Origin of the sequence: Nitrospira sp. (genome assembly GCA_016873435.1) — a bacterium.
Taxonomy (GTDB): domain Bacteria; phylum Nitrospirota; class Nitrospiria; order Nitrospirales; family Nitrospiraceae; genus VGXF01.
The window spans coordinates 176,675-191,482 of record VGXF01000002.1 but is presented as its reverse complement, the minus strand read 5'-3'; the positions used below and the strand labels follow the sequence as shown (position 1 = coordinate 191,482).

Annotated in this window: 17 protein-coding genes and 1 tRNA gene; 5 read left to right on the top strand and 13 right to left on the bottom strand. The window is 59.3% G+C overall.

Annotated elements, in window-relative coordinates:
- Positions 1–24 precede the first annotated feature (24 nt).
- Together FJ248_02655 and FJ248_02650 are read left to right on the top strand one after the other, a co-directional pair.
- Positions 25–1,509: a class I SAM-dependent methyltransferase gene (locus tag FJ248_02655; GenBank protein ID MBM4119787.1), complete on the top strand. Its 1,485-nt coding sequence runs from the start codon at positions 25–27 to the stop codon at positions 1,507–1,509.
- Between the two features lie 16 nt (positions 1,510–1,525).
- Positions 1,526–1,942, top strand: coding sequence for a peptide chain release factor-like protein (locus FJ248_02650; GenBank protein ID MBM4119786.1), 417 nt, complete (start codon positions 1,526–1,528; stop codon positions 1,940–1,942).
- Between the two features lie 8 nt (positions 1,943–1,950).
- Here FJ248_02650 and FJ248_02645 read toward each other — a convergent pair whose 3' ends face one another.
- The 3 genes from FJ248_02645 to recG are packed head-to-tail and all read right to left on the bottom strand — an operon-like array spanning position 1,951 to position 5,680.
- On the bottom strand, positions 1,951–2,883 hold the full coding sequence (locus FJ248_02645) for a Ppx/GppA family phosphatase (protein MBM4119785.1): 933 nt from the start codon (positions 2,881–2,883) through the stop codon (positions 1,951–1,953).
- Between the two features lie 4 nt (positions 2,884–2,887).
- A complete protein-coding gene (locus FJ248_02640; protein ID MBM4119784.1) occupies positions 2,888–3,211 on the bottom strand; it encodes a hypothetical protein in 324 nt (107 codons plus the stop codon).
- Positions 3,212–3,214: 3 nt separating this feature from the next.
- Entirely contained in the window at positions 3,215–5,680 is a 2,466-nt protein-coding gene (gene recG / locus FJ248_02635) for an ATP-dependent DNA helicase RecG (protein ID MBM4119783.1), read from the bottom strand.
- Between the two features lie 66 nt (positions 5,681–5,746).
- Between recG and rpmB the strand changes: the two genes are divergently transcribed.
- Complete coding sequence (rpmB, locus tag FJ248_02630) at positions 5,747–5,938, top strand: 50S ribosomal protein L28 (GenBank protein MBM4119782.1); 192 nt, start codon at positions 5,747–5,749, stop codon at positions 5,936–5,938.
- Positions 5,939–5,980: 42 nt separating this feature from the next.
- Here the strand turns inward: rpmB and FJ248_02625 are convergent, their stop codons facing one another.
- Together FJ248_02625 and FJ248_02620 are read right to left on the bottom strand one after the other, a co-directional pair.
- The gene (locus tag FJ248_02625; GenBank protein MBM4119781.1) at positions 5,981–6,376 is read right to left on the bottom strand and encodes a hypothetical protein; all 396 of its coding nucleotides are present in this window, start codon (positions 6,374–6,376) and stop codon (positions 5,981–5,983) included.
- A gap of 9 nt (positions 6,377–6,385) precedes the next feature.
- A complete protein-coding gene (locus FJ248_02620; GenBank protein MBM4119780.1) occupies positions 6,386–6,703 on the bottom strand; it encodes a hypothetical protein in 318 nt (105 codons plus the stop codon).
- Positions 6,704–6,808: 105 nt separating this feature from the next.
- On the opposite strand from FJ248_02620, the gene FJ248_02615 reads away from it, so the two are divergent.
- Positions 6,809–6,883: transfer RNA gene (locus FJ248_02615), tRNA-Gly, on the top strand.
- A 104-nt stretch (positions 6,884–6,987) separates the two neighbouring features.
- On the opposite strand, the gene FJ248_02610 is transcribed toward FJ248_02615, so the two are convergent.
- The 6 genes from FJ248_02610 to FJ248_02585 all read right to left on the bottom strand — a co-directional run bounded on the left by FJ248_02610 (position 6,988) and on the right by FJ248_02585 (position 12,480).
- The gene (locus FJ248_02610) at positions 6,988–8,196 is read right to left on the bottom strand and encodes a tyrosine--tRNA ligase (GenBank protein MBM4119779.1); all 1,209 of its coding nucleotides are present in this window, start codon (positions 8,194–8,196) and stop codon (positions 6,988–6,990) included.
- The gene (locus FJ248_02605) at positions 8,193–8,378 is read right to left on the bottom strand and encodes a hypothetical protein (GenBank protein MBM4119778.1); all 186 of its coding nucleotides are present in this window, start codon (positions 8,376–8,378) and stop codon (positions 8,193–8,195) included. The genes FJ248_02610 and FJ248_02605 overlap by 4 nt, the downstream gene beginning before the upstream one ends.
- Before the next feature lie 196 nt (positions 8,379–8,574).
- Positions 8,575–10,002 (bottom strand): dihydrolipoyl dehydrogenase, encoded by a 1,428-nt coding sequence (gene lpdA / locus FJ248_02600; protein MBM4119777.1) that lies wholly within the window; start codon positions 10,000–10,002, stop codon positions 8,575–8,577.
- A 72-nt stretch (positions 10,003–10,074) separates the two neighbouring features.
- Positions 10,075–10,464, bottom strand: coding sequence for a glycine cleavage system protein GcvH (gene gcvH, locus FJ248_02595; protein MBM4119776.1), 390 nt, complete (start codon positions 10,462–10,464; stop codon positions 10,075–10,077).
- Positions 10,465–10,604: 140 nt separating this feature from the next.
- Entirely contained in the window at positions 10,605–12,164 is a 1,560-nt protein-coding gene (locus FJ248_02590; GenBank protein ID MBM4119775.1) for a tetratricopeptide repeat protein, read from the bottom strand.
- On the bottom strand, positions 12,058–12,480 hold the full coding sequence (locus FJ248_02585) for a nucleoside-diphosphate kinase (GenBank protein MBM4119774.1): 423 nt from the start codon (positions 12,478–12,480) through the stop codon (positions 12,058–12,060). The genes FJ248_02590 and FJ248_02585 overlap by 107 nt, the downstream gene beginning before the upstream one ends.
- A gap of 93 nt (positions 12,481–12,573) precedes the next feature.
- Between FJ248_02585 and FJ248_02580 the strand changes: the two genes are divergently transcribed.
- Positions 12,574–13,266, top strand: a complete 693-nt coding sequence (locus FJ248_02580; GenBank protein ID MBM4119773.1) for a leucyl/phenylalanyl-tRNA--protein transferase — start codon at positions 12,574–12,576, stop codon at positions 13,264–13,266.
- A gap of 224 nt (positions 13,267–13,490) precedes the next feature.
- Here the strand turns inward: FJ248_02580 and mtnA are convergent, their stop codons facing one another.
- Both mtnA and FJ248_02570 read right to left on the bottom strand, forming a co-directional pair.
- Positions 13,491–14,522, bottom strand: a complete 1,032-nt coding sequence (mtnA, locus tag FJ248_02575; GenBank protein MBM4119772.1) for an S-methyl-5-thioribose-1-phosphate isomerase — start codon at positions 14,520–14,522, stop codon at positions 13,491–13,493.
- Entirely contained in the window at positions 14,519–14,740 is a 222-nt protein-coding gene (locus FJ248_02570) for a hypothetical protein (GenBank protein ID MBM4119771.1), read from the bottom strand. The genes mtnA and FJ248_02570 overlap by 4 nt, the downstream gene beginning before the upstream one ends.
- Between the last annotated feature and the right edge of the window lie 68 nt (positions 14,741–14,808).

The window sequence follows — 14,808 nt, the reverse complement described above, 5'->3', positions numbered from 1 at the left end:
GCCGTTTACCCTAACGCACGCACCATGAAATTAGCCGCTACACTCCATCAACCTCTCACCTTATCCGATCAGGTTCTCGCGCTCCGTGCCTGGCGCATGCCAGACATGATCATGTACCAATACAGCGCCAACGAATGGTGGCTCACTCCGCTCGACGATCAGTTCCCGCTTGTCCGCCTCAATCGTGCCGGACTGGAACTCCTGACCGCTATGGACGGCCACGCAACCGTCGGGGAACTCCTTAATCGCTATGGTAAGTGGGTGTGTGGGCCGGAAGGACAGAATGGCTGCTGGTTCTTAGAACGCTGGTCGCTTCCCAACTATTCGCTCTGTTACTACGGCACCGAACCGCCCGACGGCGGGCATCGGCTGAACATCAAGTGGGACCTGCTCTTGCAGCAGATCCGTGAAGGCTGGTCAGGCCGGCAGGGTTTTGAGGGCGGTGAGCATCTCGTCCAGTTTCATACGAAGGACATAGCCAGTCACGAGGGTCACTTCGACACGATTGAAACGACAGTCTCGCATCTGTTCCGCGAACCGAGCGAAGCGTTGCAAGGCCTGACCTATGGCCGGCTGCTCGGCCGGCAATTGCGGCAGCGCGGCTGGTGGTCATCCAAAGCGCGTATGCTGGTCGAAATCGGCGGCGGGCTGGGATACGTCGCCAAGGAACTTGCGGCGGAGCTCTCGCCGGCCGAGCGACAGGGGCTCCAGTACACTTTTCTTGATCTCACGCCGCCGTTTGTCAAAACACAATTACGCCTTGCCCGCGCGGCCGGCTGGCCCTGCCGCGGGTTGAATGCAAACGCCGAACACCTGCCCTTCCACGATGCCAGCATCGACATCGTCATCGATAACGAAAACCTCGCTGACATGACGCCGGTCAATCTCACGCGCCACGAGATTGAAACCGGCCGGAGCCAGACGCCCGTCCATCAGGAAGCGCTTGACTGGATTCGCCGCATCCGGCTGCCACTCAATCCGCAATTACCCGACGAATGCGTCTTCAATCTGGGCCCCGTTCGATTTCTCGCTGAACTCTGGCGCGTACTGCGCCCAGGTGGCCGCGCCCTTCTCGTCGAGTTCGGCGTGGAGACTGGCTGGCCCACACCAGTAAAACTGCCCGGACATACCGAATATGAAGTTCAATACACGCATCTGCGACAGGCGTCACGCTGGCTTGGTTTTCAGGAGCAGTATCTCGCGCTACCGCAGTTCCTCATGGTCAAGCCGGACACAAAAGTCCTCTGCACTGGTGCCGCCTACGCCATCCAGCGCTTCTGTCAGGCGCAGGGGAAATCCTTTTCCATTCGTGCCTATACTGAGAACGAATTAGCACAGGCGCTGGGCGACATGCTGGCCCGGCTCTCCGGGTATCATTATCACGAGATCATTGATCCGGCCTGGTTCGGCCTCTGGGACTTCAAAGTGTTGCTATTGGAAAAGCCTGGCGGGGCGCCGAAAACGGCGTTTCAGGAAACCAAGGGGTTCCGCTGGTACTCGCAACGCTAGATGGAGAAATTCCGTCATGCCCTACGGTCCCGTCAGCCCCGATAAATGGGCGGTTCTGCAAGGCCGCCTACTGAAACTCGGCATCCACGAGCGTGATCTGGATGAACAGTTCCTTCGTTCTGGAGGACCCGGCGGTCAGCACGTTAACAAGGTGTCCACCTGTGTAATGCTGACGCACCGTTCCTCCGGCCTGACCGTGCGCTGCCAGGAGGAACGCTCACAAGGACTCAACCGCTACCTCGCGCGCAAACGGCTAGCTGAAAAGATGGAGGAGTTGGTGCTTGGCGCAGCCAGCAAGCACCGCCAAGCAATTGAGAAGATCAGACGGCAGAAGCGGAAGCGGAGCAAACGCGCGAAGGAAAAGATGCTAGAGGCTAAGCATCACAGAGCGGACATAAAAACGAACCGAAAAGTTTCGCACCCCGACGAGTAGCGATCTCTTCACGCCTTGCAGCGGCGTTGGCTCAAATCGATCAAGACGCCTTCGCGCAGGCCGACGTCGCTCACGAGGCCCTCGGCAAAACCCAACACCTCCATGATGCCACTTAGGATCAGCGTACCAGCTGCGACAACTTTCTCACGTCCTTGTTCCAACCCCGGTAGGCTGCGCCGCTGCGCGATTGTCTTAGCGAGAATTTCACGCTCCAATTCTTTGATCGTGACCAGCTTGAGCCAGTAATTGTGAATGCGGATCGGCTCGTAGATCGAGAGTTTCTGCGCCATCGCGGCCAGCGTAGTGATGCTGCCGGCCGTGCCTACCAACGTGACATCTCCAAGCGGCCCCAGTGCAGCCATCGCCCGTTTTGCTTCCTGGCAAACCAGATCACGAACAGCCTGGATTTGATCTACGGTCAGCGGATCGTGTTGCAACATCCGTTCGGTTAGCCGCACCACGCCAATTTCGATCGAACGCAGGACCGGCAGTTTGCCAGCACGATCAAGGATGAACTCCGTGCTTCCGCCTCCGATATCCAGCCCCAGAATATTCGTCACGCCGGCCGGCAGTCCGGAGCGAATACCTAGCATCGTGCGGCGGGCTTCCTCCTCGCCACTAATCACATCAACCTCGAAGCCGACTTCCTGTTTGACCCGTCTGAGAAACTCGTCGCGGTTGCGGGCATTGCGAACGGCGCTGGTCGCTACGGCAATCTGCGCGTCCACCTTATGTGCATTGATGACTGCTCGCCACTCCTGCAGCGTTTCGATCACGCGCGCCATAGCGGCAGGACGGAGCATTTGGTCATGATCCACGCCTTCGCCCAAACGCAGAATGCGACGGTCCGCCTTGACCTCCGTCAGCTTACCATCCACCGTCACGCGGCTGATTAGTAGTCGGCAGGTCAGCGTGCCGATGTCTACTCCTGCGAGCAACATCCCGCTACTCGCCACTGCGGATGTCCTCCATCTCGGACAGCAATTTTGCCCGTTCCTCTCGAAGCGACAACACCTGCTGCACTAGATGATTGATTGCACGATCTTCCAGCACGCGATCCACCGGCTCGCCACGCTCGTGCAGGTCCACCGCCCGCTCACCGATATCGCCACAGAGGTCTCGAACGCGCTCGTCTAGTCGGCGCAGATCGAGCCGCAGCCTGAGGAGTTCCGACTCCTCCAGCGCCCGCGTGGTTGCCCGTGCGGCCTCATAGCGAAGCGTGGCCCAGCCGGCTTTCAGGTCGTGCTTGACCCGCTGCACCAATCCCACGGGTTAGCTCACCGTTCCCAACGAGAGTTTGGTCTCCCACTTACGCAACATGGCTGCTCGCACCGCAGTGTGGTCAGCTGCCTTCAAGCGCGGATCCGCCTGCACCAACGCAACAGCCTCCTGCCGTGCCTGTTCCAACAACGCCGAGTCCCGGATCAGATTCGCTACGCGAAACTCCGGTACGCCCCACTGCCGTACGCCCAAAAGCTCACCCGGCCCACGGAGACGCAGGTCTTCTTCCGCGATCACAAATCCATCGTTCGACTGGACCAGTGCATCGAGCCGCCGCCGCGCCTTGCTGCCTTCATCGCTCTGTGGCAATTCGGCCATCAGCCCGCATGAGGCTTGCTGCGTGCTGCGCCCGACCCGCCCGCGCAGCTGATGCAACTGCGCCAGTCCAAATCGCTCAGCATGTTCGATCAGTATCACTGTGGCATTCGGCACGTCCACCCCCACTTCAATCACTGTCGTGGACACCAGCACCTGGATGTCACCCGCTTTAAATGCCGTCATGGTACGCTCTTTTTCCTCGGCTTTCATCCGTCCGTGCAACAGGCCAACTGTAGCTGATTTTGTAAAATACTTCTGCAGTCGCTCGGCCCCATCAATAGCCGCCCGCAAGTCCACTTTCTCAGATTCCTCGATTAGTGGATAGACCACATAGCCTTGCCGACCTGCCCGCAGCTCGCTACGCAGAAATGCATAGGCCTGCCCGCGTTCCGCCTCCGTGAACACGCGCGTGCGGACCGGCTTGCGCCCAGGCGGCAGTGCGTCGATGATGGACACGTCCAGGTCGCCGTAGGCCGTCATGGCCAAGGTCCGTGGAATCGGGGTGGCCGTTAGCACGAGCACGTCAGGATTGTAACCTTTTTCTTGAAGCATTTTGCGCTGCAACACTCCGAACTTATGCTGCTCATCGATCACCACCAACCCTAATTTATTAAATTTCACTTGCTTTTGAATCAGCGCATGCGTCCCGATGACCATCTGTGCATCACCGGACTCGACCTGTTTGCGAATAGCCGCCCGCGTCTTCAGCGCTGCCCCGCTGGTGAGCAATACGACTTTGATGCCAAGCGGATCCAGCCACGGCGAAAGCGTCCGGAAATGTTGCTCCGCCAGGATTTCAGTCGGCGCCATCAGCGCAGCCTGACTGCCAGACCCGCAGGCCGTCGTCATGGCCAGTAGCGCCACGACAGTTTTCCCGCATCCCACGTCGCCCTGAATTAGCCGGTTCATCGGATGGGCGGATGCCATATCCTTCTGAATATCCGCGAACACGCGCTCCTGCGCCTGCGTCAGTTTGAACGGTAGCGCTGCGCGCACCTGGGCGGCCAGCGGCGCGTCCATCTGAAACCGGAGACGCTTGGTTTCCTGCTGCACCGACCGACGTCGAAGCACCAGCGCTAGCTGAAGCAAGAACAACTCCTCGAAGGCCAGCCGGCGATGCGCCGGCGTGAAGCCTTGATTCAATAAGTCCAGATCGCCGGTCGAGTGCGGAAAGTGCGCTTCGCGCAACGCGACGCGGACCGGCAACAGCCGTTGCCGCCTCCGCACTGCTTCCGGCAATGCATCCACCAGTCCATCCAGATGGCGGTCCAACAGGTCCTTCATGAGTACACGGACCTGGCGGCTCGTCAGCCCCTTTGTCTCATGGTAGATAGGCACGATCCGGCCCACGTGTAGCGGCGCATCCTCGTCATCCAGCACCTCGTACTGGGGTGCCTCTATGCGGAGGTCCGTCCAGCCCTTGCGACCGGCCATCACTCGTCCGCTCGCCATGATCCGCGTTCCGGTTTTGAAGACGTTCTCCAGATAGGGCTGGTTGAAAAACACCGCCTGCAGCGAGCCCGTGTCGTCCTCAATCGTCGCCTCCAGAATGGACAGGCGGCGGCGCGGGATGCGATTGAGGCGCGCGCGCGTCACCGTGCCGCACACCGTCGTTGTCACACCCAGCGCCACCTGCCCAATGGGCGTCATCTTTGACCGGTCTTCGTACCGCCATGGGATCATCCAGATAGCTTCCTCGACCGTATGAATCCCCAGCTTTGCCAGTAACGCGGCACGCTTGGGCCCCACGCCCCTGACATATTGGATCGGCAACTCCCAGACGACTTTGTCCTTGACCGGAGGCGGCGGTTGGCTCCAAACATCCGGCGCCTTGAGCCGCGTGAGAATGACCTGGGCTTCCTCAACTCGCCGGCGGCGTTCAGCGGGATCAGTCACGGTGTCGAAATCAGCAAAGAGGCTGCGCAGCGCCAGCAAGCCGGTCTCAACTAGCGGCGGATAGACATTACCGACCAGCGCCTCCAGCACCTGATGCGACACGAACGGGCCAAGGCTTTTCACCGTTGACAGATGGGCAAAGGCGTCGCGGCTGGCGAATTCAATTGGACGGACAAGGCGCTGCACAAGCTCGTGCAGATGGTCGGCATGCGGCGAGGACGCTGTGAGAAGCTTGTCAGGCAAGGAAGCCGTATGTTAGCATACGCTCGTTTTTGGACCAAGAACCTCAGTCAGCGAAGGAGTGCGATCGTGGCGTTCACATGCGAGATTTGCAGCAAGCGGCATCAGTCCGGGCACAACGTCAGTCATGCCAACAACAAAACCAAGCGGACGTTCAACCCCAACTTGCAGACCGTCAAGGCGCTGATCAACGGCAGCCCGAAACGCATCAAGGTCTGCACCCGCTGCCTACGTTCGGGTTTCGTTCAAAAGGCCGTCTAGTCCGCATCATTCGTATCTCGTCATCGCTTTAGGCGATACGCTTCATGTTTCACATGTAGGCGGCGGAGTCGCTTCGGGTTTCGGCGACGGCATGAACAGGTACGACAGGCTGCCGCCTAACCCCATCATCAGCAGAATCAGTAGTAAGCCGGCCGCCCAGACCGTCGGCTGCGTCATCTCCGCTAGGACGTTCACAAAACTCACCAGCCAAAGCCCGATGGCCACCAGAAACAGATGTTTGAACCGTTGGATTACGACCAGACATCCGCTGATCACAAACCCCACCGTGCCCCAGAAAATATTGGAGAGTCCGATGACCAGCGGCGTGACTTCCCCTCCCATTGATTGGACGATCACTGAAGTGGTCAAGCTACTCACCAGCACCAATCCAAAGACAATGGAGACATCCCGCACGATGGCCTTCCAGTTGATGGACATGGCCCCTCCCTACTGGGCCGCCCAGAGCACCTTGCCGTTTCGGTCAACTAGTCTAACGGCAGCAGATTCATCCGGAGACAGATAGAGCTTCCTGGAGCCATCCCGGCTAGTCAATACCAAGCCGATTTCCCCATTCGCATCCAAGCCTAATCCTGCGCGAACTTTGCCGGCCTTGTCGAGTAGCAGAAACTCCTCAGCAGTGAGGCTATTCGACTTGGACTGTGCCACGGCTACACTGACGACGAACAGACGCTCAGAAAGGGCACTACCGAGGAAACCGGCAACCATAGCGGCAGCCACTAAAACCGCATATTGCATACGTGTCATGGGCGTTCCTTTCGTAATTATCCAACGATTATGGGAGGTCATTCTTGACTTACCACAGGGCGGACGATACGATGCAGCAGGTTGATCATTTTGAGGGAATCGGAGGCGGGCGTAGCTCAGCGGTAGAGTCCTTGCTTCCCAAGCAAGTTGTCGTGGGTTCAAATCCCATCGCCCGCTCCACCCCTCGTTTGCGTCTACTATCGCCCTAATATCGCCTTAGCGAAACTGAGGCAACGGATCAAACCTTTAGTTTTGCTCCTGCATTTCTGGAAGTGCTCACAGCTTTACGGACGATACTCCACCACAGCAAACTTCCTACGGCCAACTTTGAGCCGGCACTGGTGTCCGGCCTTCAGAACCAGCGTAGCAGTGGCATCCTGCTGCTTCTCCCCGTCGACTTCGACCCCACCCTGCGCCACTAAACGGCGGGCTTCGCTCTTACTCGGCACTAATCCGGTCCTAGCAATGACATCCACCAGGCCGATTTTCCCATCCTTGAGATCCACCTTGGTAAGCACCACCCGCGCATCCGGCTCAGTTGGAAATTCCTTTTCCTGGAATTTTTGTTGGAATACCGCCCGCGCCGCCTGACCCGCCTCCGCACCGTAATAGCGGACGACGATTTGCTCCGCCAGCGCCTGCTTGGATTCCATCGGATGCAGCGTCGTGACGCGGCCTAGATCCTCTGTCGTCAGCAACTCGTAGTAGCGGTGCATGAGCGTGTCGCTAATGGACATGATTTTGCCGAACATCTCCTCCGGTTTATCCTCAAGCGCGATATAGTTTCCAAGGCTCTTGCTCATCTTTCGCACGCCGTCAGTCCCCTCAAGTAGCGGCATCGTGATAACTACCTGCGCCTCCTGCCCATACGCTCGCTGCAAATCGCGCCCAACCAATAGATTAAACTTCTGGTCCGTCCCGCCCAGCTCTACATCCGCCTTCAACTCCACGGAGTCGTAGCCCTGGATCAACGGATAGAGAAACTCATGGACGCTGATCGGTTTCTGTTCGTGGTAGCGCTTGTGGAAGTCCTCGCGCTCCAGCATGCGCGCCACGCGGTAATGCGCCGCAAGATGGACCAGCTCCTCCACTTTCATCGCGCCCATCCAGCGGCTATTGAAGTCCACAAGTGTTTTCTTCGGATCGAGAATCTTGAAAATCTGCCGTTCGTAGGTCTTCGCGTTCTTTAGCACCTGTTCCTTGGTCAGCGCGACTCGGGTTTCAGCGACACCGGTCGGATCGCCGATCATGCCGGTGAAATCACCGATCAGAAAAATCACCTGATGGCCGAGATCTTGAAAGTGTTTAAGCTTATGGATCAGGACCGTATGCCCCAGATGGAGATCCGGCGCGGTTGGATCAAAGCCGGCCTTAATCCGCAGCGGTCGCTTTTCTTTGATCGAGCGGGCCAGTTTGGCTTCCAACTCGCTCTGCTGGATCACCTCCACGACACCACGGAGGATCAAATCCACTTGCTTGTTCAGGTCACTCACGCCTTCACCGTACCCAATAGTCGCATTTCCTCCATCCGTTTCTTGCCGATGCCCTTCACATCGCGCAACTCTTCTACTGTCCGATACCGGCCATACGCCTTACTCCCCCAACCCATGCACTGCGCCAGTATCAGCCCAACGTTAGGCAACGTCTCCTCTTCAGCCGTCGTCGCGCGATTCAGAACGAGCTTTTTGTTCTACCCCGCCAACGTGGTCGGCAGAGCCTCAATTAGAGCAGAACTAGGCACCTGAGCCGCCTCTACGTTCGCCTGTTCAGGCGATGCGATTTCTTCCCGTCACACTGGTCAGCCGTTCCAGACATCCACGGCCCCTAGCCCGGCTAGCATGGCCAGGATACTCAGAAGCGACTGCGCCATCTTACGCCTTCTTGCGTGCCAGATGAATGGCCATCCCCTCCACGTCCTCCGCCGCTTCCATTAGCCCCTCAGCCAGCGTCGGATGCGCATGGATCATCTCCGCCACCTGCGCAGGTGACGCACCGGTGTGCATGGCCATGGCCGCTTCGTGGACCAGATCGGCTGCATGGGCACCGATGATATGTACACCGAGAAGAGTATTGGTCATCCCGTCGGCAATGATTTTAAATAGGCCAGTCGTTTCGCCCGTGCCCTGCGCCTTGCCCAGCGCCGCGTACCGAAACCGCCCGATCTTCACGTCCACATGCGGGTTGCGCCCGACCGCCTGCACCTTCTCTCGCGCCTGCCGCTCCGTGAGCCCGACCCGTCCGATCTCCGGCAGCGTGAAAATCCCGGCCGGGACCAGATTGTAGCTGACTTTGGACGGATGGCCGAGGACATTCTGCACAGCCACCTTGCCCTGCGCAGATGCCACATGTGCGAGCATCGCCTTCCCCGTCACGTCACCGATGGCGTAGATGCCGCGCACGTTGGTTTCCAAGCAGTCGTTGACCAGAATCTCCCCACGGGACCCCACCAACACGCCTACTTTCTCAAGGCCGATGCCTTTTGAATTGAATCCACGCCCAACCGACACAAGCACTTGCGCCGCCTCGACAATCACTCCATTGTTCAATGTGGCACGCGCCAAATTCGACTGCCGCTCGAGCTTTTCGACCGTTGTCCCGGTGCATAGCTCCACGCCGCGCTTCTTCAGCTCACGCGCCATGACCGACGCAATTTCCTCGTCCTCCAGCGGCAGGATGGTCGGCAGCATTTCGACCAGCGTCACCTTGGTCCCCAGACCACTATATAAGGACGCGAACTCACAGCCTTCCACTCCGCCACCGACGATCAGCAGGCTGGCTGGAATGACTTGCAGATCGAGCGCCTCCTTACTCGTAATGATCTGCTTGCCGTCAATGGGAAATAGCGGCAGGTTGGGCCAGGAGGAGCCGGTGGCGATCACAATGGCGTCGGCCTGCACAATTGTCTCCGTACCATCGCGTTTCACGACGCGAAGCGTTTTGGCATCCAGCAATTCACCCGTACCATCCAGCTGTTCGATGTTCCAGCTCTTGAACAGCGTGGCGATACCCTTGACCAGCCCCTCCACCACTTTATTTTTGCGAGCGACCATGCGGACTGGGTCATACCCGACGGTACCTTCAATAACGAGACCAGCCTCCGCCGACTTTTTGACCTTGTCGCCCAGCTCGACAACGGCGAGCAGCGCCTTACTGGGAATGCATCCCCAGTTGAGACAGACGCCCCCGAGCGCGTCCCGCTCGATGACCGTCACCCGCGCGCCCAATTGGGCGGCACGGATCGCAGCTACATAGCCGCCTGGTCCAGCGCCCAGGATGGCGATGTGTTGTTGTTTTTTCATGGAACACGCAGGTTGCGGTTTAGAGAGCGGCTCAGCGCGGAACAATCGTGTTAGTCAGACAATGTGTTTCCCTCAACCTGTCTTCTGCCCAGCTAAAAAGGCCTCGTACTGGGCGGCGGTCATCAACCCGTCCACCTGTTTGGCATCACTGAGTTCGATCACCGCGATCCAGCCCTTGCCGTACGGATCAGAATTGACGACCTCAGGATGGTCCTTGAGGTCTGCGTTGATCTTCACAATTGTGCCGCTCACCGGCGTATAGATGGAGGAGGTCGTCTTGGTAGATTCCACCTCGCCGATCTGCTGATTTTCCGTGACGGTCGCGCCGACCCTGGGCAGGTCAAGAAAGACGATGTCGCCCAGCGCGTCCTGGGCGAAATGGCTGATGCCTAGCGTGGCCTGCTTGCCGTCCAGGCGGATCCATTCATGCTCTTTGTGGTACTTCAACTCTGTCGGATACATAGGCTCCCTTCAAGCAAGGTGACGGTTGAGATTTGGGTTAAGTTGAGAAAGACTAGGTGTTTAAAAGCGAACCTTAGCCTCAGCCTCAACCTGCGTTCACAGCCGCGTGATCGTAGGGGGACTTCCCTCGCTCTGTCAACCTACGATCCGTCGAGCGGCGTCTCAAGATACAACAAGCCCATGCCGGGTGCCAGCGACGCGCGATCGGTGCCAGGTGTCACACGCACCCAAGGACGCGCGCTGTCGCCCGTCGGCAAAGTTTTTGCCAGCCAAAGGTCGTCCGCCTCGCCGATCAGCTCCAACGCGCGGCCTGCGAAGGTGCTGGCGGAACGCACAACGGTCGGCGCGGTCCCGGGCGGCGGCACGGTCACGAAGGGCATCGGCGGTGGTCCGTCGGCCGTCAGATAAAATTCGAACCGGGCAGCCTTTGCCTCCAACACATCCTCGCTGTAGCGGAACAGCGCGGCTAGCGGATCGGACACGGCCTCACGATGGACTTCCAATGCGAACTGCAGAACAGGTGCCCGCTGTTGGACCGCCTGCCGAAGCCGCGCAAGCGTTGCGACCGTCTCGCGCGCCTTCCATCCCAGCCACCGCCAATAGTCCGGCACACCTTCCGGTCGTATCGGCTGACCGTTGTTCATCGGTGCCACGCGCCAGACGGATTCGCTGGGAATCGCGAGTGTGGTTGGATCGAGCTTGATCGAAAAATCGCGTTCGAACCCGCGCAGCGCGTGGGCCGAAAAGCCTTCCATCGGACCGGAGGGCGATTCGGCGCGGAACAGCACGCCGTCGATGCCCGTCATAGACAAATCAGCCAGAAATCCAACCAAATATTCCTGATAGGCCGGATGGAACAGATTCAGCTCAGTTGAAGTGATCAACCGCCCCGTTGCCCGGTCCAACGTCATATCGTTCCAGCCCAAGCGCGTATCCAGCCAGGGCATTCGACGAAGGCTCACGGAAGCGAACACGGCGAGGCCGCGCTGATGAGCAGCCCGGACCGCATAACCAAACACATCACGTGTGGACGTCGCCCAAGCTGTTTTGAAATAGACCCCGGGCGAGGGCTCACTCGCTTTCGTCCCTACATCCAACACCAACAACGTTATACCGGCCTGTGCAACCCCCTGCATCCACTGATCGATGGTTACTGCATCGGGCAGCGTGCGTGGCGAGACGTGCAGGCCGACCAGCCCCTTGGGGGCCTGTGCCAGCAGTCCTAGCCGCTGTTCGAGCGCGGCCCTGCGCATCTTCGCATCAGTTCCGTAGGTAGCTGGCCGTGCCTCCGGATGTGGCGGCAGCGACGCCAGCAGGCGATATTCCGCCAGCGCCTGCTTGTAGCGACCCGCCTGCTCATAGGAGCGGCCCAACCACCAGCGGACTTCGGCTTCACGCGTAGAACGCGGATAACTGTCGAGGAGACGGCGTAAGAGGCGGGCGGAGGCCTCGTAGCGGCCCTCCGCAAAATGCCCCTGCGCCTGCTGGATGAGGAGTGTCTGCACTTCGTCACCGGGTACGAGGCGTATGTGCGGTCCCCCGCAGCCCGTGACGATTAGGATGATGAGAAGACTGAGAACGCGGGAAAGATTGCTACCGCGCCACCACGTCCATTTCCGGGAAGAAGTAGCTGATCTCTGCGCGAGCGGTCTCAGCCGAATCTGAGCCATGCACCGCATTATACTCGATGTTGGTACCATGCGCCTTGCGAATCGTGCCCGCCTCGGCCTTGGCCGGATCGGTCGCGCCCATAAGATCGCGGTGGCGCTTGATTGCATCCGTTCCCTCCAGCACCACAACCACCACCGGCCCAGAAGCCATGAAGGTCGTCAGGCTATCGAAAAACGGTCGCGCTTTGTGCACGGCATAGAACCCCTCGGCGGTCGGCTTCGCCATGCGCATCATCCGCAGCGCCACCGGCCGCAGGCCCGCCTTTTCATACATGTTGATGATGCCCCCGATCGCATCCTTCTTCACCGCGTCCGGCTTGATGATCGCCAACGTCCGTTCCGACATGATCCTTGCAGCTCCTCTCAAAATTGTGGCTGTCCCCGTCAAACGGGTGCGATTATAATGTGGCCGCCTCTGGAACCGCAAGCAGGGACGCCCATGACCATTCCTACATGGATTGCGCGCTTTCCTTTTCCCGACCCACGCAAGGCGGACGTCGAAGGCCTGGTCGCCTATGGCGCCGACCTCCAGCCCGAGCGCGTTCTGGCCGCTTATGCGCAGGGCATCTTTCCGTGGCCCTATGACACGACCGCGCCTCTCTTCTGGTTCTCGCCCGATCCACGCATGGTGCTACGGCCGGACGAATTGCACGTGAGCCGAAGCCTGGAGAAAACCTGCGCCAAGCAACGATTCGACATCCGCTTCGACACGGCCTTTGAACAAGTTATTACCCACTGCGCCATGATCACACGCCCCACGCAACCCGGCACATGGATTATCAATCCAATGATTGAAGCCTATTGTCAGTTGCACGAGATGGGCTATGCACATTCTGTTGAAGCCTGGCAGGACGGAACCCTGGCGGGCGGGCTCTACGGCGTGTCGCTGGGGGCAGCCTTTTTCGGTGAATCCATGTTCGCCCGGCAGCCCAACGCCTCAAAAGTCGCGTTCGTGCATCTGGTCAAACAACTGCGCAGCTGGCACTTTCACTTTGTGGACTGCCAAGTCTACACCGACCACCTCGCCCGCTTCGGCGCCACTCCCTGGCCACGAACACGCTTTCTCAAGGCGCTGAAGACGGCCCTGGAACACTCCACACGAAAAGGGCCCTGGAACACACGCACGCTTTAGCGAGTGGTTCGTCGTACAGCGCGAGCCCTATTTTAATTTGCTCTTGCCTTGTCGATGCAGGCGAGTTATTCCCCCTACGGAACTCCACCGACTTTCCCGATATGTGGTGCCCCACTCAAGCGGCCACATTGCGATGTGTTTTTGTGGAACATCATCCATCAGAAGAGCGGGCACGAGATGCAAGCCCCGATGACGCGGCAGCGCATAGTCCGGAGCGCGATCGCCTAGGAGCGAAACTGCGTGGCAATCTCACCGGGGGTGAACACGCCTCGCTCAGTGATGATGGCGGTGATGAGAGCGGCCGGGGTCACGTCGAAGGCTGGGTTGAGGACTGGCACCCCGGCTGGAGCCGTGGCCAGCCCGCCGTGAAGCGTGGTTACTTCAGAGGGATTGCGCTGTTCAATAGGAATGTCGTTGCCGGACTTAGTGACAAGGTCAATTGTGGAATATGGCGCGGCGACATAGAAGGGAATGTTGTGGGCCCTGGCAAGGACCGCCACTGAATAGGTCCCGATCTTGTTTGCCACGTCACCGTTCGCGGCAATGCGGTCGGCCCCAACGATGCAGAGATGGACTTTCCCCTGCTTCATCAACGCGCCGGCCATGTTGTCCGTAATGAGCGTGACGGGAATCTTATCTTGCATCAGCTCCCACGCGGTGAGCCGTGCGCCCTGCAACACCGGCCGTGTTTCGTCCGCCAATACCTGGATCTGCTTGCCGGATTCCCAGGCCGAGCGGATCACGCCGAGCGCCGTGCCATAGCCGGCGGTCGCCAGCGCGCCTGCGTTGCAATGCGTCAGCACTGTCTGGCCGTTTTTGATGAGCGCTGCGCCGTGTCTCCCCATCGCCCGGCACATGGCGATGTCTTCGTCGAGAATCTTCTGCGATTCATCTACCAGTACCCGCTTGATCTCGGCAATTGGTTTGGCTTTGAGCGCGGCCAGCTTGTTTTTCATCCGCGTAATGGCCCAGAACAGATTGACCGCGGTCGGCCGCGTGGCAGCCAGTTCGTCACAAATTTTCACGACTGCGGTGGCAAACGCTTCATACGAGGTGGTTTTGATCGCCTTGGCCCCCAGCGCGACACCCATGGCCGCGGTGACACCGATGGCTGGAGCACCACGCACTTTGAGTTCACGGATGGCGGAGGCAACCGCCTTAGAGTTTCGGCAATTCAGAAACTTGACGTGCACAGGTAGCCGGCTTTGATCCAGCAGCCGCACCACACCATTTTTCCATTCAACCGTAGGAATCATCCCCGCCGCCGATGCTCCCTGATTGTCAGCATGACCAGCAGCCCCGCCGCCGGGTCCAGCCGCAGCGCAGCCTCGGCCAGCCCCGCATAGCGCAACACGGGAGCCGCCAGCCCCAGACAGATGGCATGCCCCAGAGCATAGCAACACTGGCCGGCCAGCTGCTCAGCACCCGTTCCACCCGGCAGTGTAACTGGTTCTTCCCCATAAACTCGATCCACTGCTTGCCCGTCGCCACCTCGCCCGCCACGATCCGCATCATGTCGTAGATCCGCACGCCACCGATCAG

Excerpts from the sequence above, each read along its gene's own strand:
- FJ248_02650 (MBM4119786.1), top strand. The coding sequence starts at position 1,526 with ATGCCCTACGGTCCCGTCAGCCCCGATAAATGGGCGGTTCTGCAAGGC.
- FJ248_02580 (MBM4119773.1), top strand. The coding sequence starts at position 12,574 with ATGACCATTCCTACATGGATTGCGCGCTTTCCTTTTCCCGACCCACGC.
- gcvH (MBM4119776.1), bottom strand. The coding sequence starts at position 10,464 with ATGTATCCGACAGAGTTGAAGTACCACAAAGAGCATGAATGGATCCGC.
- mtnA (MBM4119772.1), bottom strand. The coding sequence starts at position 14,522 with ATGATTCCTACGGTTGAATGGAAAAATGGTGTGGTGCGGCTGCTGGAT.
- FJ248_02625 (MBM4119781.1), bottom strand. The coding sequence starts at position 6,376 with ATGTCCATCAACTGGAAGGCCATCGTGCGGGATGTCTCCATTGTCTTT.
- lpdA (MBM4119777.1), bottom strand. The coding sequence starts at position 10,002 with ATGAAAAAACAACAACACATCGCCATCCTGGGCGCTGGACCAGGCGGC.
- FJ248_02645 (MBM4119785.1), bottom strand. The coding sequence starts at position 2,883 with ATGTTGCTCGCAGGAGTAGACATCGGCACGCTGACCTGCCGACTACTA.
- FJ248_02620 (MBM4119780.1), bottom strand. The coding sequence starts at position 6,703 with ATGACACGTATGCAATATGCGGTTTTAGTGGCTGCCGCTATGGTTGCC.
- FJ248_02655 (MBM4119787.1), top strand. The coding sequence starts at position 25 with ATGAAATTAGCCGCTACACTCCATCAACCTCTCACCTTATCCGATCAG.
- FJ248_02585 (MBM4119774.1), bottom strand. The coding sequence starts at position 12,480 with ATGTCGGAACGGACGTTGGCGATCATCAAGCCGGACGCGGTGAAGAAG.
- FJ248_02590 (MBM4119775.1), bottom strand. The coding sequence starts at position 12,164 with ATGGTACCAACATCGAGTATAATGCGGTGCATGGCTCAGATTCGGCTG.